Source organism: Sporolactobacillus caesalpiniae, assembly GCF_040513385.1.
Classification (GTDB): Bacteria; Bacillota; Bacilli; order Bacillales; family Sporolactobacillaceae; genus Sporolactobacillus.
The window spans coordinates 324,542-340,421 of the sequence record NZ_JBEVCB010000001.1; the positions used below are offsets into that span (position 1 = coordinate 324,542).

15 protein-coding genes, 1 tRNA gene and 1 pseudogene are annotated in these 15,880 nt (G+C 41.9%); 12 read left to right on the plus strand and 5 right to left on the minus strand.

All coding sequences use genetic code 11. From position 1 onward, the window contains the following. Positions 1-415: 415 nt before the first annotated feature. The 3 genes from ABWW58_RS01485 to ABWW58_RS01495 all read left to right on the plus strand — a co-directional run bounded on the left by ABWW58_RS01485 (position 416) and on the right by ABWW58_RS01495 (position 1,440). A tRNA-Arg gene (locus ABWW58_RS01485) sits at positions 416-489 on the plus strand. Positions 490-904: 415 nt separating this feature from the next. Then, positions 905-1,129 (plus strand): hypothetical protein, encoded by a 225-nt coding sequence (locus ABWW58_RS01490; protein WP_353867509.1) that lies wholly within the window; start codon positions 905-907, stop codon positions 1,127-1,129. A 185-nt stretch (positions 1,130-1,314) separates the two neighbouring features. Then, the gene (locus ABWW58_RS01495) at positions 1,315-1,440 is read left to right on the plus strand and encodes an FbpB family small basic protein (protein WP_353867510.1); all 126 of its coding nucleotides are present in this window, start codon (positions 1,315-1,317) and stop codon (positions 1,438-1,440) included. 437 nt (positions 1,441-1,877) lie between these two features. On the opposite strand, the gene ABWW58_RS01500 is transcribed toward ABWW58_RS01495, so the two are convergent. After that, the gene (locus ABWW58_RS01500) at positions 1,878-2,012 is read right to left on the minus strand and encodes a hypothetical protein (protein ID WP_353867511.1); all 135 of its coding nucleotides are present in this window, start codon (positions 2,010-2,012) and stop codon (positions 1,878-1,880) included. A 1,244-nt stretch (positions 2,013-3,256) separates the two neighbouring features. On the opposite strand from ABWW58_RS01500, the gene ABWW58_RS01505 reads away from it, so the two are divergent. The 3 genes from ABWW58_RS01505 (at position 3,257) to scfB (ending at position 5,261) form a co-directional block, all read left to right on the plus strand. Next, positions 3,257-3,409: a hypothetical protein gene (locus ABWW58_RS01505; protein WP_353867512.1), complete on the plus strand. Its 153-nt coding sequence runs from the start codon at positions 3,257-3,259 to the stop codon at positions 3,407-3,409. A gap of 219 nt (positions 3,410-3,628) precedes the next feature. Then, a complete protein-coding gene (gene scfA, locus ABWW58_RS01510; RefSeq protein WP_510770838.1) occupies positions 3,629-3,781 on the plus strand; it encodes a six-cysteine ranthipeptide SCIFF in 153 nt (50 codons plus the stop codon). Further along, a complete protein-coding gene (gene scfB / locus ABWW58_RS01515; protein ID WP_510770840.1) occupies positions 3,759-5,261 on the plus strand; it encodes a thioether cross-link-forming SCIFF peptide maturase in 1,503 nt (500 codons plus the stop codon). Before scfA ends, scfB begins: the two co-directional genes overlap by 23 nt. Positions 5,262-5,363: 102 nt before the next feature. Here scfB and ABWW58_RS01520 read toward each other — a convergent pair. After that, positions 5,364-5,855, minus strand: a pseudogene (locus ABWW58_RS01520) (zinc-binding dehydrogenase); the annotation flags it as partial. A gap of 306 nt (positions 5,856-6,161) precedes the next feature. Between ABWW58_RS01520 and ABWW58_RS01525 the strand changes: the two are divergent. The 3 genes from ABWW58_RS01525 to ABWW58_RS01535 all read left to right on the plus strand — a co-directional run bounded on the left by ABWW58_RS01525 (position 6,162) and on the right by ABWW58_RS01535 (position 10,463). Then, positions 6,162-7,103, plus strand: coding sequence for a 2-dehydropantoate 2-reductase (locus tag ABWW58_RS01525; protein WP_353867514.1), 942 nt, complete (start codon positions 6,162-6,164; stop codon positions 7,101-7,103). Between the two features lie 44 nt (positions 7,104-7,147). After that, a complete protein-coding gene (locus ABWW58_RS01530) occupies positions 7,148-8,218 on the plus strand; it encodes a PTS sugar transporter subunit IIC (protein WP_353867515.1) in 1,071 nt (356 codons plus the stop codon). A gap of 313 nt (positions 8,219-8,531) precedes the next feature. Further along, a complete protein-coding gene (locus ABWW58_RS01535; RefSeq protein WP_353867851.1) occupies positions 8,532-10,463 on the plus strand; it encodes a fructose-1,6-bisphosphatase in 1,932 nt (643 codons plus the stop codon). 45 nt (positions 10,464-10,508) lie between these two features. On the opposite strand, the gene ABWW58_RS01540 is transcribed toward ABWW58_RS01535, so the two are convergent. Then, the gene (locus ABWW58_RS01540; protein ID WP_353867516.1) at positions 10,509-11,150 is read right to left on the minus strand and encodes a TIGR01906 family membrane protein; all 642 of its coding nucleotides are present in this window, start codon (positions 11,148-11,150) and stop codon (positions 10,509-10,511) included. Positions 11,151-11,457: 307 nt separating this feature from the next. On the opposite strand from ABWW58_RS01540, the gene ABWW58_RS01545 reads away from it, so the two are divergent. Continuing rightward, positions 11,458-12,621, plus strand: a complete 1,164-nt coding sequence (locus ABWW58_RS01545) for an iron-containing alcohol dehydrogenase (protein WP_353867517.1) — start codon at positions 11,458-11,460, stop codon at positions 12,619-12,621. A 141-nt stretch (positions 12,622-12,762) separates the two neighbouring features. Here the strand turns inward: ABWW58_RS01545 and ABWW58_RS01550 are convergent, their stop codons facing one another. Together ABWW58_RS01550 and ABWW58_RS01555 are read right to left on the minus strand one after the other, a co-directional pair. Next, complete coding sequence (locus ABWW58_RS01550) at positions 12,763-12,864, minus strand: YjcZ family sporulation protein (RefSeq protein WP_353867518.1); 102 nt, start codon at positions 12,862-12,864, stop codon at positions 12,763-12,765. Positions 12,865-12,954: 90 nt separating this feature from the next. Beyond that, positions 12,955-13,626, minus strand: a complete 672-nt coding sequence (locus ABWW58_RS01555) for an SOS response-associated peptidase (RefSeq protein ID WP_353867519.1) — start codon at positions 13,624-13,626, stop codon at positions 12,955-12,957. 135 nt (positions 13,627-13,761) lie between these two features. Between ABWW58_RS01555 and ABWW58_RS01560 the strand changes: the two genes are divergently transcribed. Together ABWW58_RS01560 and ABWW58_RS01565 are read left to right on the plus strand one after the other, a co-directional pair. Further along, positions 13,762-14,256 (plus strand): hypothetical protein, encoded by a 495-nt coding sequence (locus tag ABWW58_RS01560; RefSeq protein ID WP_353867520.1) that lies wholly within the window; start codon positions 13,762-13,764, stop codon positions 14,254-14,256. Positions 14,257-14,609: 353 nt separating this feature from the next. Further along, on the plus strand, positions 14,610-15,854 hold the full coding sequence (locus tag ABWW58_RS01565; protein WP_353867521.1) for an aminopeptidase: 1,245 nt from the start codon (positions 14,610-14,612) through the stop codon (positions 15,852-15,854). The last annotated feature ends 26 nt before the right edge of the window (positions 15,855-15,880 follow it).

The following is a 15,880-nucleotide window of genomic DNA, read 5'->3' on the forward strand; positions in this document are numbered from 1 at the left end:
AAACGCCTTCTTCTCTGTTTTTTTTGTATCTCTATCTTTTTTGTACTGCCCATTATAATACCAATAGATACAGAGTCAACCCATAGTTGCAAATGATATGTTGAACTCCCTCTACTTAGCAAGTTCTTGCAGGAATATCTTGAAGTGCTTTTTGAGAAACATCGCCATTAACATAGCTTACTTATTGCACTGAAAGCAGAGGTAGCGGTTACGACTAGCTTTTCATCAAACTTGCCAACATTAATCAGCGAATGGTGATGAATACAACCGTAAAAAGTGCTGCTTCTTAGAATAATTCATGCTGACGAACGAAAAAATAACCCTGCAGACCAAAGTATTTACCATTCAGCCATTGACAGATCTTGTCACATTCTCTAAAATAATAAAGGTCGTCATGAAAAACTTTATAAATCTTGTCCCAGTAGCTCAGCTGGATAGAGCAACGGCCTTCTAAGCCGTGGGTCATGGGTTCGAATCCCTTCTGGGACATAGCGAAAAGCCTTGGTGAACAAGGCTTTTTTGTTTTGGCTGAAATTAATCAATAATCATATGTTGAACTGACCAAATTGGTCTTTTTTTTACCTAAAAGAGGGAGGTGATGCCAGAAATAAGGTATTTTGTACTACTTAAAAAATTTGTAGAATAGTCGATAAATAAAGTGATCAAAGAACTTAATCCCCTTGACGGATCCACTATGTGGGTCCCTTTTTTACACTGGTAAGAAAGTATAAAAAGATAAATAATTATAGGAAACGAGTAAGCGGTCCGAAAAAACGCCGCGTCCTGCGGCTCACCGGACACTAGGCCGTCCATGGCCGTCGCAACTAAGTCTTCGCCTTCGTCAGAGGTTGGGCGAAGCCAAGTTTTCTAATACTCGAATATTGAGGTGAAGAAATGAACAAATATGAATTTATCCATTAAGCTGCAGCTGGCATTTCTCGGGGCGGTGTCCAGCTATCTGTATATTTGGCAGTATTCATCCGGCGCATTAGTGCCTGCAGTTTTATCTATATTGGTAGCCGGAGTTGGAATAGTGATCACAGCATTCGTGCCAAAGATTAAAGATGCAGTGGAATGGACAAACATCTTGGCATATCACAGGCAGACATTGCCAACAAAGTCAGGATAGGCTTAGGTTGCATTGCTCAAAAGTCGTAGCAGACTTTAAACAGCTTGGTAGCCGATGCCAAAGCCAAAGGAGTTATCACCGCCCGGGTGACCAGATTATGCATATTTATTGAAAACGCTATCAAAACGTATTTAAATACGGTATACTATTACTGGTGTAAATGAATAAAGAGAGGGATAAATACGATGAAAAAAGTTTTAACATTTAGTCAATTGGTTAAGAAAAATAAAGCCGAGATTTTAAATGATCGTGATCAGCTCAAAATAATTGAACTGAAGATTGAGGATCGACGTATTAAGAATTCAAAATAATTTATACTCAGCTATTCCGGGATCCATAAAAAATATGAAAATATCAGCTGATATAAAAAGAACCTGTATTTGTGTACTCAATCGATGATAATCATCAAGCATTGGCATTTTGGTGACACTTTATTTTATGTGAATTTTTATTTTTCAGAGCGAAAATTTGGCTTAGCATCATGTCAGTGCGACGGTTTTAAAGCATTGGAAGAAGGCAAAAAGGTTGAGTACGATGTTGTCGATGGTCAGCGTGGAGCATAAGCAGCTAGTTGTTAGAATCTAAGTAAGGAATAATTAAAATAGGCCGTTCTTCTTCGGAAGGGTGGACTTCAAAAAGGGAGCCTGCGAATACGTGAGCTCCTTTTGTGTTATAAATTAAACGATTTTGGCAATTAGTGTATCAAGAATCAGTGTTTTGAACGTAAAAAAAGACAGGTTTTCCCTTGTCATTCATCCTTTTTATCTAGTTTGGCAGAAATTTCTTTAAGTATTTCGTTTCTTTTTTGCTCAATATCAAGAAACTTAGGCAGGTACCAAACGAAGAAGACAAGCATGGCAATAGAGACCAAGATATAAATCATGCAGATAGCCCCTTTCCTTTAGAAGTACGCACCATCAAAAAGCATTTCAAAAAAGAAACAAAAAAGTGGATTATTGGTGCAACCTTCACCATTTAAATAAAAGATAATCCTGTGATTACGATAAGGAAAATTAAATAGGACAGAACGTTTTTCCATGAGTGATCAAATATTATTGCAGCAACTGTGTAAATAGCAATTATAGCAAAGCAAAACCAGATAACAATATCATCAAACAGTGGAAAAAAATGAGCGACTATTTTTACGGTTATAAAGAACAAAAAGATAAGCAGCGCGTTTCTTGAAGTTTTGCTCATTAAATCGCTCCTTATAAAAAAAATCAATAGTCCTCCAATCATCCAACACCTTATTTTACCATATCAGCGGAATTACCGTGCGCTCAAAAGAAATGAAGATAGATATAGATTCGTCCAAATTAAAGCCGACTGTTGATGTAATAGGAATAACTAACAAAATGATTTTGATTGGAATCAGGGAGTTGAACCGATGAAAAATGAAGAGGTCCATTGTGGCGGCACATTAACTTGACGTGAATATAAAAAGTATAATTTTTATGTAAGACGAAAGCTGTCTACAACAAGCATTTCATTTAACCTAAGCAGTCTTAGCTACAACGAAAAAAGGCACCTGTTTTGAGGTGCCTTCATGTGGATGTATAATCACTCAGAAAGAAATTTGGCAGTGTTTAAGCTTTAAATAGCGGGGGGTTCTTACTTGTTTGGTATTTGAAGGATTAGAGATTTTAATGGATTTATCTCTCGAAGGAGATGCTTTACTCTCAGACAATTATAATCCTCGATTACAACGTATTTTTGATTATCAACGCGAATAACGTCACCCTTTTTATAGCTTGGATTAGTTGTTTCGATTTGCATCGTTTGATTTAAGTGCCATGCTGTTGAGTGATCTACATATTTAATAACGTACATGTTACGAATCACTATTCATCCTCCTAAGATACGTGGCGTAGTGAGACTATATTATGGGATATATTATACCAATAAGTTCCATCAACATGAAAAAAGGTAAACAATACGATACATAAATGTTTTCTGCAAATCGTGCTCACTCGTAAAATCGGGAGCAGGACAAACAACCAAATAGGTGAATATAGTGTACATATTAAATTATTTAGTCGGGTGAATGGTACGATCTGATCATGAGATAACAACTTCCTAGTGCAGACTGCGGACGGAAAAACTACGTAGTGAAGGAGTGGTTGAATGATGAGCAAGGAGTATCATTCATTTGTTGAATTGCTGAAGGATGCACATGATCGACTGGATCGAGTGGAACGGGACTTAGTTATTATTAATGAAGTCTGTGACCAGCTTGAACATCGCCAACATTACAAGGTTCGTCAAATAAGATGCATGTAACAAGAAAAAGTTTCTCTATTTTTCTATATCAATGCCAAACATCACAGTAAAGATTCTTTTCTTTTTGTATACTGAGCAAAGTAGGGTTTCCTCATTGTTCTCTTGGTGGAAATCAACGATGTGAAAACCGTGCCATTGTGAATAAGATCGGGTAATGATGTAACCTTAAGACTCATGGATCCGGACTATTTTTTAAAAGACAACGAAAAGGGGTCATGAATGATGAAAAGAATCGTAACGTTGAACACGATGAACTTGAGAGAATCAGCAAATCATGGCGGACATGGCGAATGCCAAACGTCTTGCCAATCTGCGTGCAAAACATCTTGCGGTGTTGCAAACCAACAATGTGCTGATCCGGCGAATCGATAAGAAACAGGACTGTACCGCCCAGCTGTCCCGTGCAGCTGGGCGGCAATTTTTTTGGTTAAAGGAGTCTGATTGCATGATTCATCAATATAAATTGAACGGGTACAACATTGTGCTCGACACGTATAGCGGAGCAGTGCATGTCGTCGACGATCTCGCATACGATGTGATTGCGCTTTATGAAGAGCATGCTCCGGAAAAAATTGTTGCTCAGATGCTGAATAAATATGACGAGCATGAGGATGTAACTGAGGAGAGCATTCGTGAGACGATTAAAGATGTTACCGAGCTGAAGCAGAGTGGACAGCTCTTCTCTGAAGATGAATTTAAGGACCTGTCCTTTAATTTAAAAAAGAGGAAAACGTATGTGAAGGCACTGTGTCTGAATGTCGCGCATACATGCAACTTGACCTGTGAGTATTGTTTCGCGAGCCAAGGCAAATATCACGGCGCACGGGCGATTATGAGCTATGAAGTCGGTAAACGGGCGATTGACTTCTTACTTGAAAATTGCGGCTTTCACCGCAATCTGGACGTGGACTTCTTCGGCGGCGAACCGCTCATGAACTGGAAAGTCGTGAAGCAGATTGTCGCATACGCGCGCAGTAAAGAAGAGGAATACAAGAAGCATTTCCGTTTCACGCTGACGACTAATGGCTTGCTGCTTAAGGATGAGGTCATCGATTTTCTAAATAAGGAAATGCATAACGTTGTACTCAGCCTTGATGGACGCAAAGAAGTGCATGACCGTTTGCGTAAGACGATTACCGGTAAAGGAAGCTATGATTATATCGTGCCGAAATTCCAGAACTTCGTCAAAAAGCGCGGAGACAAGGAATACTATGTGCGCGGCACCTTCACACACAACAATATCGATTTTACCAATGATCTGTTCCATATGGCGGATCTTGGTTTCGATCGCCTTTCGATGGAGCCGGTGATCTGTGATCCGAAGGAACCCTATGCGCTGAAGGAAGAAGATCTTCCGATTATCTATGATCAATATGAACTGCTCGCCAAAGAAATGCTCAAGCGCGAAGATGAGGGAAGAGGATTCATTTTCTATCATTATATGCTTGATTTGTCTGAGGGACCTTGTATTCATAAGCGGATTTCCGGTTGCGGATCAGGTACTGAGTATATGGCTGTGACGCCGTCAGGTGAACTATTTCCTTGCCATCAATTCGTAGGTGATGAGTCCTACAGTATGGGGAACATCTGGGATGGGGTAAAAACTCCGGAGATACAAGATGCGTTCAAGGAAACGAATTGCTATTCCAAACCGGAATGCCAGGACTGTTGGGCGAAGCTCTACTGCAGCGGCGGCTGCCCGGCCAACTCATTGCATGCGACCGGCTCACTCACCGGCAACTTCGAGTTCAGCTGTGATATTTTCCGCAAGCGGATTGAATGCGCCATGATGATTAAGGTTGCGCAATCGATGAAAGCAATGGATCAGGAAAAAGAAGCAGTAAATAACTAAATAGAGATCAATCAAAAGAAGCCGTGCATCAGTTCAAACTGATCCATGACTTCTTTTTTGTATGAATTTCAGTTGTCATAGGCAATGATCTCTGTCAGCTATTTATCCTATAGTAACGACGGCTTTAGTGATTTTTTCTTTGAAACGTCCTGACAATACATCGGGTACATCTTCAAGCCGCAATTCATGTGTGATTAGCGCTTCAATATCAATCCTGCCATCAGCCATGAGCTGGATGGCGTCTTGCATAGCAAACGGGTTGATAAACGCGCCTTTAATTGTCAGCTCCTTAAAGAAAATGTCGTAGGAGTTGACCTTAATCTGATCCCCAGGTCCTGAAACGCCAAACATGAGCACCTGGCCGCCGCGCTGCGCACTTGAAATGGCACGTTCCTGCGTGATTTGAAGGCCGACACATTCGATGACGATATCGTATTTCTCATCACGCCTTTCGACTTCGGGATTGAAGACATCAGTCGCCCCGATTTTTTTCAATATCGGGATCTTCTTTTCATTTCGCCCGCTGACATCGACCTTTTTAACACGGGTTGCCAGAAGAGCAGTGAATAGTTGTCCGATAAAGCCATCACCGACGACAAGTGCGGTATAGTGTTACTTATAAACAATCACATAAATTTGTGAAAACATAGTTAAAAAATTAAATTTCGAAAAATAACTCTCTATTTATTGTTTCAATAACTATTTTGTTTGTCAAGGACACACAATTTTCTCACTAATACATGAAAAATATTTTCACGACATCAAACGAATCTGCCTCGTTATGATGCTCCTTTCTTGATAGTGTAATCCAAATGCATTAATTGAGAATTTATTCACAATATATCCGTTCAATCAATACTATGTAAGCGGATACAAAAAAGCTTTTTGGGAGGCATGGTCATGAAAATAGTGATAGCCGGCGCGGGGGCAATGGGGAGTCGATTTGGTCTTATGCTTCACAAGGCGGGAAATGATGTCGTATTGATCGACACATGGCGCGAACATGTGGAAGCCATTAAAAAGAATGGATTGAGGGCAAATTACAACGGTAACGAAATAGTTGAACCAATCCCTATTTTTTATCCGAAAGAATTATCGGATAGCCATAAACAAGTGGACTTAATCGTGATGTTCACGAAAGCGATGCAGCTTAAACGAATGCTTCAATCGATAAAACCGCTTATTGGCCCGCATACAATGGTTCTTTGTCTCCTAAACGGACTTGGACATGACGATACGTTGCAGAACTATGTGCCCAAGAAAAATATTTTGCTTGGGATTACTATGTGGACGGCAGGTCTTGAAGGACCAGGGAAAGCGAAGCTGTTTGGTGATGGGGAAGTCGAATTGCAAAACATTGATCCGAATGGCGAAGAAAATGCGCGGCGGATTGTTGATGTTCTAAAAAAAGCGGGGCTCAATGGCACGTACAGCGGTAACGTGATGTACTCGGTTTGGCGCAAGGCCTGTGTCAACGGCACATTGAATGGCACATGCACACTTTTAGATGCGAACATCAGTGAATTTGGAGCCACTACTGTTGCTGTACCAATTCTTAAATCGATTATCAGTGAATTTGCGGCAGTCGCAGAAAAGGAATCCGTGATCCTTGATCAAGAAGAGATTTTGCAGCATGTTATTGAGACGTTTGATCCGGACGGCATCGGCAAGCATTATCCATCAATGCATCAGGATTTGATCAAGAATAACCGCTTAACAGAAATTGATTACATCAATGGAGCAGTTGCTCGAAAAGGAAAAAAATACGATGTGCCCACGCCTTATTGTGCTTTTTTAACAGAATTGGTGCATGCCAAGGAACAGATTCTTAAGGCGCAGTAGGTTTACGACGATAAAATGCAATTTAAAGCAAGGGGGAAATGACAATGTCTGAAACAGAAGAACGACTTACATCTAAAGCGTTTATAAATAAAGTATTGTCGGGAACCGCTTTGGGAATCATTGTCGGCTTGATTCCAAATGCTGTTCTCTGCGCGGTGCTCAAATTATTTGGTGATAACAGTAGTGCACTATTTATTTCTCATGCGGTCGTTGTCTTTCAAGTAGCGACCCCGTTGCTGATCGGTGCCCTGATCGCACTGCAATTTGGTTTTAATCCGATGAATATGGCTGTAGTCGCCGGCGCAGCGTATGTCGGTTCAGGAGTCACGCAATTTACTCCGACAGTTACAAATGCTGCGACGCATGCTGTAGGTGGTTATTTAAGTGCCGGTACAGGAGATCTCATCAATACGATGATCACCGCGTCCATCGCAGTGTTATTGGTTCTCTGGATTGGCAATAAATTTGGTTCGGTCAGTATCGTGCTCTCCCCAATTGTCATCGGTGGAGGTGCCGGAATCATTGGCTTGCTTCTGCTCCCATACGTTTCCTATATTACGACATCGCTTGGGAATTTAATTAATTCCTTTACTACTCTGCAGCCGGTCATTATGAGCGTTCTTATTGCTTGCTCGTTCGCCATCCTGATCATTTCACCGATTTCAACGGTCGCAATCGGCATGGCAATCCAGCTGAACGGTGTGTCCGCAGGTGCGGCGGCAATGGGCGTCGCCGTAACCACAGTCGTGCTCGTCATTCATTCGTGGAAGGTGAACAAATCCGGTGTGACAATCGCTATTGCTTTAGGCGCAATGAAGATGATGATGCCAAACCTGTTCCGTCATCCCATTATCCTCGTTCCGATTTTAACTACAACTATTCTTTCCGCAATTCCTGTAGCTCTGTTCAGTGTTTCCGGAGTACCGACATCCGCCGGGTTCGGACTTGTCGGGTTGGTAGGGCCGCTTGCTTCGATTGACGGGGGACTCGCACCATTGCTGGCTCTAGTCATCTGGATCATCATTCCCGTAGTAATTGGACTGATTGTCAAATTCTTTTTTGAAAAAATCGTAAAGCTGTACAAAAATAAAGATGTATTCACCTATCTTGGCTAAAAAGTGCTGATTTTGCTTGGTTCGTGGAGGATTGTAACTAGTGTATGCCGAAAAGATGAATGTTCATTTTTTCGGCTTTTTTGGGTTAAATCGATATTCTTGGGTTTCAAGGAGTATAAGTAAAATTAGTGTGACATATATAATTAAAAGTGAGTTATATATGATGTATGCGTATTATATGTGCTATACTTAAATTATTGATTTATCATTTCTGAAACTGTGATGAGCGCTTCCTTAATGAATAGAATGTTTAATAATGCAATCGATTACAAGAACCATAGTGATGAACGAGTCATGGGTTAAGGGGATGCCGATGGACACTAAGTATCTGGATTTGCTTGCTGAGAAATATGACTGTGAGGAGAAGGTTGCGACCGAAATTATTAACTTGGAAGCAATCGTGAATTTGCCAAAGGGCACGGAACATTTTGTCAGCGATTTGCATGGGGAATACTACGCGTTTCAGCATGTCTTGCGGAACGGATCAGGAAATGTGAAAGAGAAAATAAAGGATCTGTTTAAAGGTGAGCTTTCACCACGGGATGTGAATGAATTTGCTACCTTAGTTTATTATCCTGAGGAAAAGCTTCAATTAGTGAAAAAATCACTCGACCAGAAAGAATTGAGCGGCTGGTATGTGTCAACGATTGGTCGCTTGATTAAGCTGACCGCGTTTTCTTCATCAAAATATACGCGGTCAAAAGTACGTAAGGCACTTCCCGAACAGTTTGTTTACATTATTGAAGAGCTTTTATATAAAACCGATGAGTTTACAAACAAAAAAGAATACTACTCCAAAATTATCAATCGTATCATCGCGCTTGGTCAGGCGAGTAAGCTTATCATCGGTCTCGCCTACACGATTCAAAGGCTGGTCGTGGATCATCTTCATGTTGTTGGCGATATTTATGACCGCGGGCCGCATCCGGAGCGAATTATGGATACATTGATGAGCTATCATTCTGTCGATATTCAATGGGGCAATCACGATGTGCTTTGGATTGGCGCCTATGCCGGATCAAAGGTATGTCTCGCGAATATTATCCGTATTTGCGCACGCTACAACAACCTCGATATTATTGAGGATGTTTATGGTATCAACTTGATCCCGCTTCTCAATCTTGCAGATAAATATTATGACGATAACCCCGCGTTCCGTCCGAAGATAAGTGCCGAAGATCATAGTTCCGAAAATGAACGCCTGCAAATTACGAAGATTCATCAGGCGATTTCCATGATTCAATTCAAATTGGAAGCGCCGATTATTAAACGTTGCCCAGATTTTCATATGGAACATCGGCTGCTCCTTGATCAAATTAATTATGAACGTCTCACCCTTTCTGTAGGCGGCAAAACCTATAGATTAAGAAATACATGTTTTGCGACAATTAACCCTGATCGTCCGGAAGAGCTATTAGCAGAAGAAGCGCAAGTGATGGAAAAACTGATGTTTTCTATTCAACACTCTGAAAAGTTAGCCAGACATATGAATTATCTGATTGGAAAAGGGAGCCTTTATCTGAAGTATAATGGGAACTTGTTAATTCATGGGTGTATTCCGCTCAATGAGGACGGAAGCATGAAGCACATGACGATCAAAGGAACTGATTATTCAGGAAAATGTTTATTGGACGTCTTTGAAAACTATTTGCGCTCAAGCTGCGCGCATCCGCAACAAACAGATGATTTTGCTACCGATATGGTTTGGTATTTATGGACCGGAGAAAATTCATCGCTGTTTGGAAAGAAGGATATGACGACCTTTGAACGCTATTTCATTGAAGAAAAAGAAACGCATGTGGAACGGAAAAATCCTTATTATAAACTGCGTGAACACGAGTCGACATGCTGTCGACTATTCAAAGAATTTGATCTTGATCCTACAGATGGACATATCATCAACGGCCACACACCTGTTGAAGAATTGAACGGTGAAAATCCGATTAAAGCGAACGGCAAGATGATTGTGATCGATGGCGGATTTTCAAAGGCGTATCAGTCGAAAACCGGTATCGCCGGCTATACACTATTATACAATTCGTATGGGATGCAGCTCGTTGCGCATCAACGATTTACTTCCAAGGAAGATGTTCTTCTAAATGGTACCGATGTGCTTTCGGTAAGACGGCTGGTTGATCGCAAATTGAGACGAAAAAAAGTACGTGAGACGAATATCGGCGAGAATATATTGGAACAGATTGCGGTGTTGCATGAATTGCTACAGTACCGATATAAGAATAGTTGAACCTAAAAATAGCTTCACCTGATCTGCGGAACGGATCAAGTGAAGCTATTTTTTGCAGCATTTTTTTCGATAAATAGCAGTCATTACAATAATCCCTGTGATGATGATTCCGAGAATGAACAAGGCTGCATGCAGGAAGAATGCTTCAGGGAGTATCGTGATGATCGGGTCCGTATGCGGATCGAAAATCCAGTAATTGTTCCGGAAGAACAGTTCATGGAACAAGATGAACGTGCCGTTGAAATCAATGGCAAACATGATGAGCGGAATGACAGTAAAAAACGTGAGGGCAATGGCGGCTGCTCTCAAAAAGTGAAAGTCGCGGAGTTTCACATGTTTCCAGATTCCAATTATGCTGATGACGCCGGTCACAACAAACATGAAGTCAACGGCAATGAAGAGTCTCTTAACATCCTGAAAATGAATACGTCCGGCAGTTGAATAAGCGAGTGAGGGAAGATCAAACGTTTGCGGAAGCGGGTTCAATAAATAGTGAATTGTATAATTGTAATTGTCAACGATGCGTGAGAGGCTAATACCTGATTGCTCGGGAATAGCCAAGTGCTGTACATCAAAATAGTAGAGCGGTGTAAAGCTTAACGTGGCGAGTATTGCAAAACAGATCGTGAAAATGGCGACACAAAGCGCCAGCCCTAATTGGAAAAGCCGGTATGTAGAGAATGGCAATCAAAGACACATCCTTAATCTTATGTTTTGACTAACTCCGTAACTATAAAGTTATTATCCACTATTATGAGGTGAAATTCAAAAATCAGATGAGTATCTATGAGAATGTAATGAATTTCCACTAAGTATATTTCGGATGATATTGTCTTGAAAAGGCTTACTTTTAAAATCAATGATTGGTTCAGTTGATGTGACGCGATGAATGAGGATTTAAATAGGGAGGATGGTCTGCATAGGATCTTGTGATGGATAAGTTTATAATAGGAGTTAATCTGTATACTTATCTAGAAAACGAGGCGATTGATTCATGGATAACTTTGTTTTTCATAATCCGACGAAACTGATTTTTGGAAAAAACCAGCTGGAAAAATTAAAGATTGAAGTTCCGAAATACGGCAAACGTATTTTGCTCGTCTATGGCGGTGGAAGCATCAAACGCTCAGGTCTCTATGATCAAGTGAAGCGCATCTTGAATGAGATTGACGCAGAGGTGTACGAGCTGCAGGGTGTGGAACCCAATCCACGATTGTCAACCGTGAAAAAGGGTATTGCTCTTTGCGAAGACAACGCAATTGATTTTCTGCTTGCTGTTGGCGGCGGAAGTGTTATTGATTGTACCAAAGCAATCGCGGTCGGTGCAAAATTTGATGGAGATCCATGGTTGTTCATTACGCGAAAGAAGTCCGTCTCGGATGCGCTCCCGTTCGGCACGGTACTGACGCTTGCGGCTACCGGCTCAGAAATGAACCCGAACTCCGTAATTACTAACTGGGAGACGCATGAAAAATATGGGTGGAGCTGCCCTTATTCATATCCCGCCTTTTCCATTCTGGACCCATCCTTCACATTCTCCGTGCCTAAAAACCAGACCATTTACGGAATGGTGGACATGATGGCACATGTTTTTGAGCATTATTTTCATCCGACAGAACACACGCCTTTGCAGGATCGTCTCTGCGAGTCAATTTTGCAAACCGTCATCGACGCTGCTCCGAAACTTGTCCGCGATCTTGATAATTATGATCTGCGCGAAACTATTCTGTATTGCGGCACAATGGCGCTCAATGGCATGGTCTCGATGGGATTCAATGGTGACTGGGCATCACATAATTTGGAACATGCCGTTTCGGCGGTTTATGACATCCCACATGGTGGAGGACTGGCAATAATCTTCCCAAATTGGATGAAGTATAATCTAGATGTGAATGTTGATCGCTTCAAACAAATGGCGGAACGCGTTTTTCATATTGAATCGGAAGCGAAATCCGATCGTGACGTGGCGCTCGAGGGTATTGAGGCCTTGCGTCAATTTTGGACGAGTATTGGCGCTCCAAGCAGGCTTGCAGACTACGGAATTGACGACAGCAAGCTGAATCTTCTCGCTGATCGGGCAATGGCCCGCGGCGAGTTCGGTCAGTTCAGAAAATTGGATCGTGAGGATGCTTTTGCCATTTACCAAGCATCTTTATAAAAAGCGCAACGATGAAAAATCCGCCTCCTCAAGGGAGTGGCGGATTTTTTTGCTTTGTGGGCGTTCACCGTTTTTAATAAAGGTCCGATTGGAAGCCCATAAAAGGCGGCTAACATGTAGGGGTAAGCACGGTGAACACGATCAGTAGCAATATGCAGCACCGATGATGACAAGCAAGATGAACAGAACGATGAGTAGCGCAAAGCCGTTTCCACTGCCCCATCCGCTAGTTTCGCATCCCATGAGCAGACACCTCCTCATCACGAGATACTGTATTATATGAAGAGTTGGGTTGTCGTGTCTGAGCGGATGCCTATTTATAGAGATAGCAACTTACAGTTTCTCAATCAGGTAAGGTGCGTTGTTGCGCGTGGAATTGACATCTTTGCTTACTTCGTACCTTTGCATTTGATTTGAATCGTAAGGGCGAAGCATGAGCTTAAGAGCTTGTGTTTCGGATAAAGGATCTAGCCATTCAGCCTCGTCTTCTTTAGACAAGATCACCGGCATACGATCATGAATTGGTTTCATCAACTCGTTCGCTTCAGTTGTAATGATGGTACAGCTGTAAATCACACGGTGGTCTTTCGTTGTCCATGAATCCCATAAACCCGCCATCGCAAACAGGTCGCCTGATTTCATCATGAATCGATACGGAATTTTTTCTTTCGGCACGTGGTGGCTCCATTCATAGAAGGAATCAGCGACGATTACACAACGCCGCCTGCGGAAGGAATCACGAAAGCTGGGCTTCTCCGTGATGCTCTCAGCTCGAGCATTAATCAGTTTATAGCCGATTTTTTCATCCTTCGCCCAAGATGGGATCAACCCCCATCGAAGATACCCCATACGATTTCCATTGGCCCCTCTAATCACGGTGAGAATATTTTGACCGGGTGCAACATTGTAGCTTGTCTCATAGTGTTCTTCTCCAGAAGTGTGTTGAACTCGGAAACGGTAAACAATATAGTCATATGGCGCAATGATGGTAAATCGACCGCACATAGAATCCCCCCCATTTTTGCTTCTTAGTATAACAAATCAGTTTTAATTGAATCGAAATGACCAACAGAGGAAATAGTAATAGGTAGCACTGAAACATGCAAAAAAAAATTGACCCAATCTTAAGGAGAAAATACAATGAATTCGATTGTGAAAAATCTAGATTTAACTTCTAAAGGCGTTTGGTTCCCAATCACGCTATCGATTTTACTCCTTTTGTTTACACTTTTTATGAAAAAAAAGCAATTAACGTGGAGAGAAATCTATTTGACTTACGGTGTGTTCGGATTCATCGCGTGGATGTTTGACACCATAACCGGAAATGTGTTCGATTTCTATGATGTCGGCAATCCGAGTATCACTGGCCTTGGCGATTTCATGGGTTTTTCGTTTATTCCCTCTTCTTTAGCGGCTATTTATTTGAATTTCAGAACGGAGAGAAACAAATGGTTTATGGTTACTTTATTCACAGCGATTTCTTTATTCATCCATTGGGGCATCCAATGGAGTGGGTATTTTAAGAGTAAAGGATGGAACAGTATCGTTTCACTCGTTATCTTTATTATTGCCTATTGGCTGATTGTTCCGTTGCATCTGCGAATCATGCGTCACATTGATCGCAACAATCGATGAGCATGTTCGGAACCCGGTTGGAGGAAACGCCGGGTTCTTTTAGTTACTGAACCGTACGATATCAATGGATACATCAGTCCGCGCCGAATCCTGAATCATTCGTCCTATCTCTTAACACGTTTGCTCATCTAAATGTGTTTTGCAGATTTTCATATTTTCACATGCAAATTTCCGAAGCGCTTGTACATGGAAGTTAGCCTCCCTTTTGATACAGTTTTTTTAATCTAATGAAATTATATGTGAATGTATGTTCCTGAAAAATACAAATAACACAACATGCACTTTTGATCGCCTAATGTTTTCCATGAACGGCAAGTCGGCTATAATAATACAATAGATGTGGAGGTCATGACATGGATCAATTTAAGGAATCATTACAGAAATTTGCACGATTAGCGATAAAAACAGGAGTTAATTTGCAACCGGGACAAGGTCTTTTTCTCACGTGTCCGATTGAAGCTGCACCGTTTGCCCATCTCGTGGCTGAAGAAGCCTACAAAGCAGGCGCAAAAGATGTGACCATGAGGTGGGGAGACGATGAAACCGATCGTCTCCGTATGCTCTATGCGCCCGACGAAGCGCTGAAGCAGATTCCGGAGTGGAAATTTGTCGCTCAGAACGAAGCAGTAAAAGATAATTATGCAGTTCTGCATATTTACGGACCGAATCCGGATTTGCTCGATCAAATTGACGGCGCGCGCGTCGGCGCATTTATGAAAGCGACGAGTAACGGATTGAAACCATATATGGCTTGTATTATGAAGGATGAGACGCAATGGTCGATCATCGCTTACCCAACACAGGCATGGGCGAGCAAGGTGTTTCCCGATCAACCGGTAAACAAAGCTCGGGAGCTGCTCATGAAAGAAATTCTGCGTATCAGCAGAATCAAGGAAAATGAGGATCCGGTCGCTGCATGGGCTGTTCATAATGAGACAATGCATAAAGCAAGCGATTTTATGAACCGCAAGAAATTCAAACAATTGATTTACCGCGCGCCTGGAACGAATCTGACCATTGATCTGCCGGCAGGGCATATTTGGAGCGGCGGATCAGGACCATCGACAGCGGGGATTCCCTTTAACGCAAATATCCCAACCGAAGAAGTCTTTACCTTGCCTCATAAGCGTGGCGTAAATGGCACGGTTTCCAGTACAATGCCGCTAAACGCAGATGGTCGTGTTGTTGATCACTTCTCGTTAACTTTTAAGGATGGGGAAGTTGTGGATTTTAAAGCCGAAAAAGGCGAAGAAACGCTGAAGCATCTTTTGGATTCAGATCCCGGGTCCCGGCGCCTTGGTGAAGTGGCACTCGTGCCGCATCACTCTCCTGTAGCCGAATCGGGACTCATTTTTTATAATACTTTATTTGATGAAAATGCTTCTTGTCATCTCGCGCTTGGAAAGGCATACCCGACTTGCATTGAAGGCGGCAATGATCTGGATGAAACAGGTCTGGACAAGGCAGGTGTCAATGACAGCTTAATTCATGAAGATTTCATGGTTGGTTCAGGTGAACTTGACATTGATGGAATTACAGAAAATGGAGAATGTATTCCCGTATTTCGCAAAGGAGCGTGGGCTTTCTCCTTTGATTAAAATTCTGTGACTGACTGCCTGTCCGC

Bases quoted from the DNA above. Each gene is read 5' to 3' on its own strand.
- ABWW58_RS01490 (WP_353867509.1), top strand. From the start codon at position 905: ATGAATTTATCCATTAAGCTGCAGCTGGCATTTCTCGGGGCGGTGTCC.
- ABWW58_RS01495 (WP_353867510.1), top strand. From the start codon at position 1,315: ATGAAAAAAGTTTTAACATTTAGTCAATTGGTTAAGAAAAATAAAGCC.
- ABWW58_RS01500 (WP_353867511.1), bottom strand. From the start codon at position 2,012: ATGATTTATATCTTGGTCTCTATTGCCATGCTTGTCTTCTTCGTTTGG.
- ABWW58_RS01505 (WP_353867512.1), top strand. From the start codon at position 3,257: ATGAGCAAGGAGTATCATTCATTTGTTGAATTGCTGAAGGATGCACAT.
- scfA (WP_510770838.1), top strand. From the start codon at position 3,629: ATGATGAAAAGAATCGTAACGTTGAACACGATGAACTTGAGAGAATCA.
- ABWW58_RS01525 (WP_353867514.1), top strand. From the start codon at position 6,162: ATGAAAATAGTGATAGCCGGCGCGGGGGCAATGGGGAGTCGATTTGGT.
- ABWW58_RS01530 (WP_353867515.1), top strand. From the start codon at position 7,148: ATGTCTGAAACAGAAGAACGACTTACATCTAAAGCGTTTATAAATAAA.
- ABWW58_RS01535 (WP_353867851.1), top strand. From the start codon at position 8,532: ATGGACACTAAGTATCTGGATTTGCTTGCTGAGAAATATGACTGTGAG.
- ABWW58_RS01545 (WP_353867517.1), top strand. From the start codon at position 11,458: ATGGATAACTTTGTTTTTCATAATCCGACGAAACTGATTTTTGGAAAA.
- ABWW58_RS01550 (WP_353867518.1), bottom strand. From the start codon at position 12,864: ATGGGATGCGAAACTAGCGGATGGGGCAGTGGAAACGGCTTTGCGCTA.
- ABWW58_RS01555 (WP_353867519.1), bottom strand. From the start codon at position 13,626: ATGTGCGGTCGATTTACCATCATTGCGCCATATGACTATATTGTTTAC.
- ABWW58_RS01560 (WP_353867520.1), top strand. From the start codon at position 13,762: ATGAATTCGATTGTGAAAAATCTAGATTTAACTTCTAAAGGCGTTTGG.
- ABWW58_RS01565 (WP_353867521.1), top strand. From the start codon at position 14,610: ATGGATCAATTTAAGGAATCATTACAGAAATTTGCACGATTAGCGATA.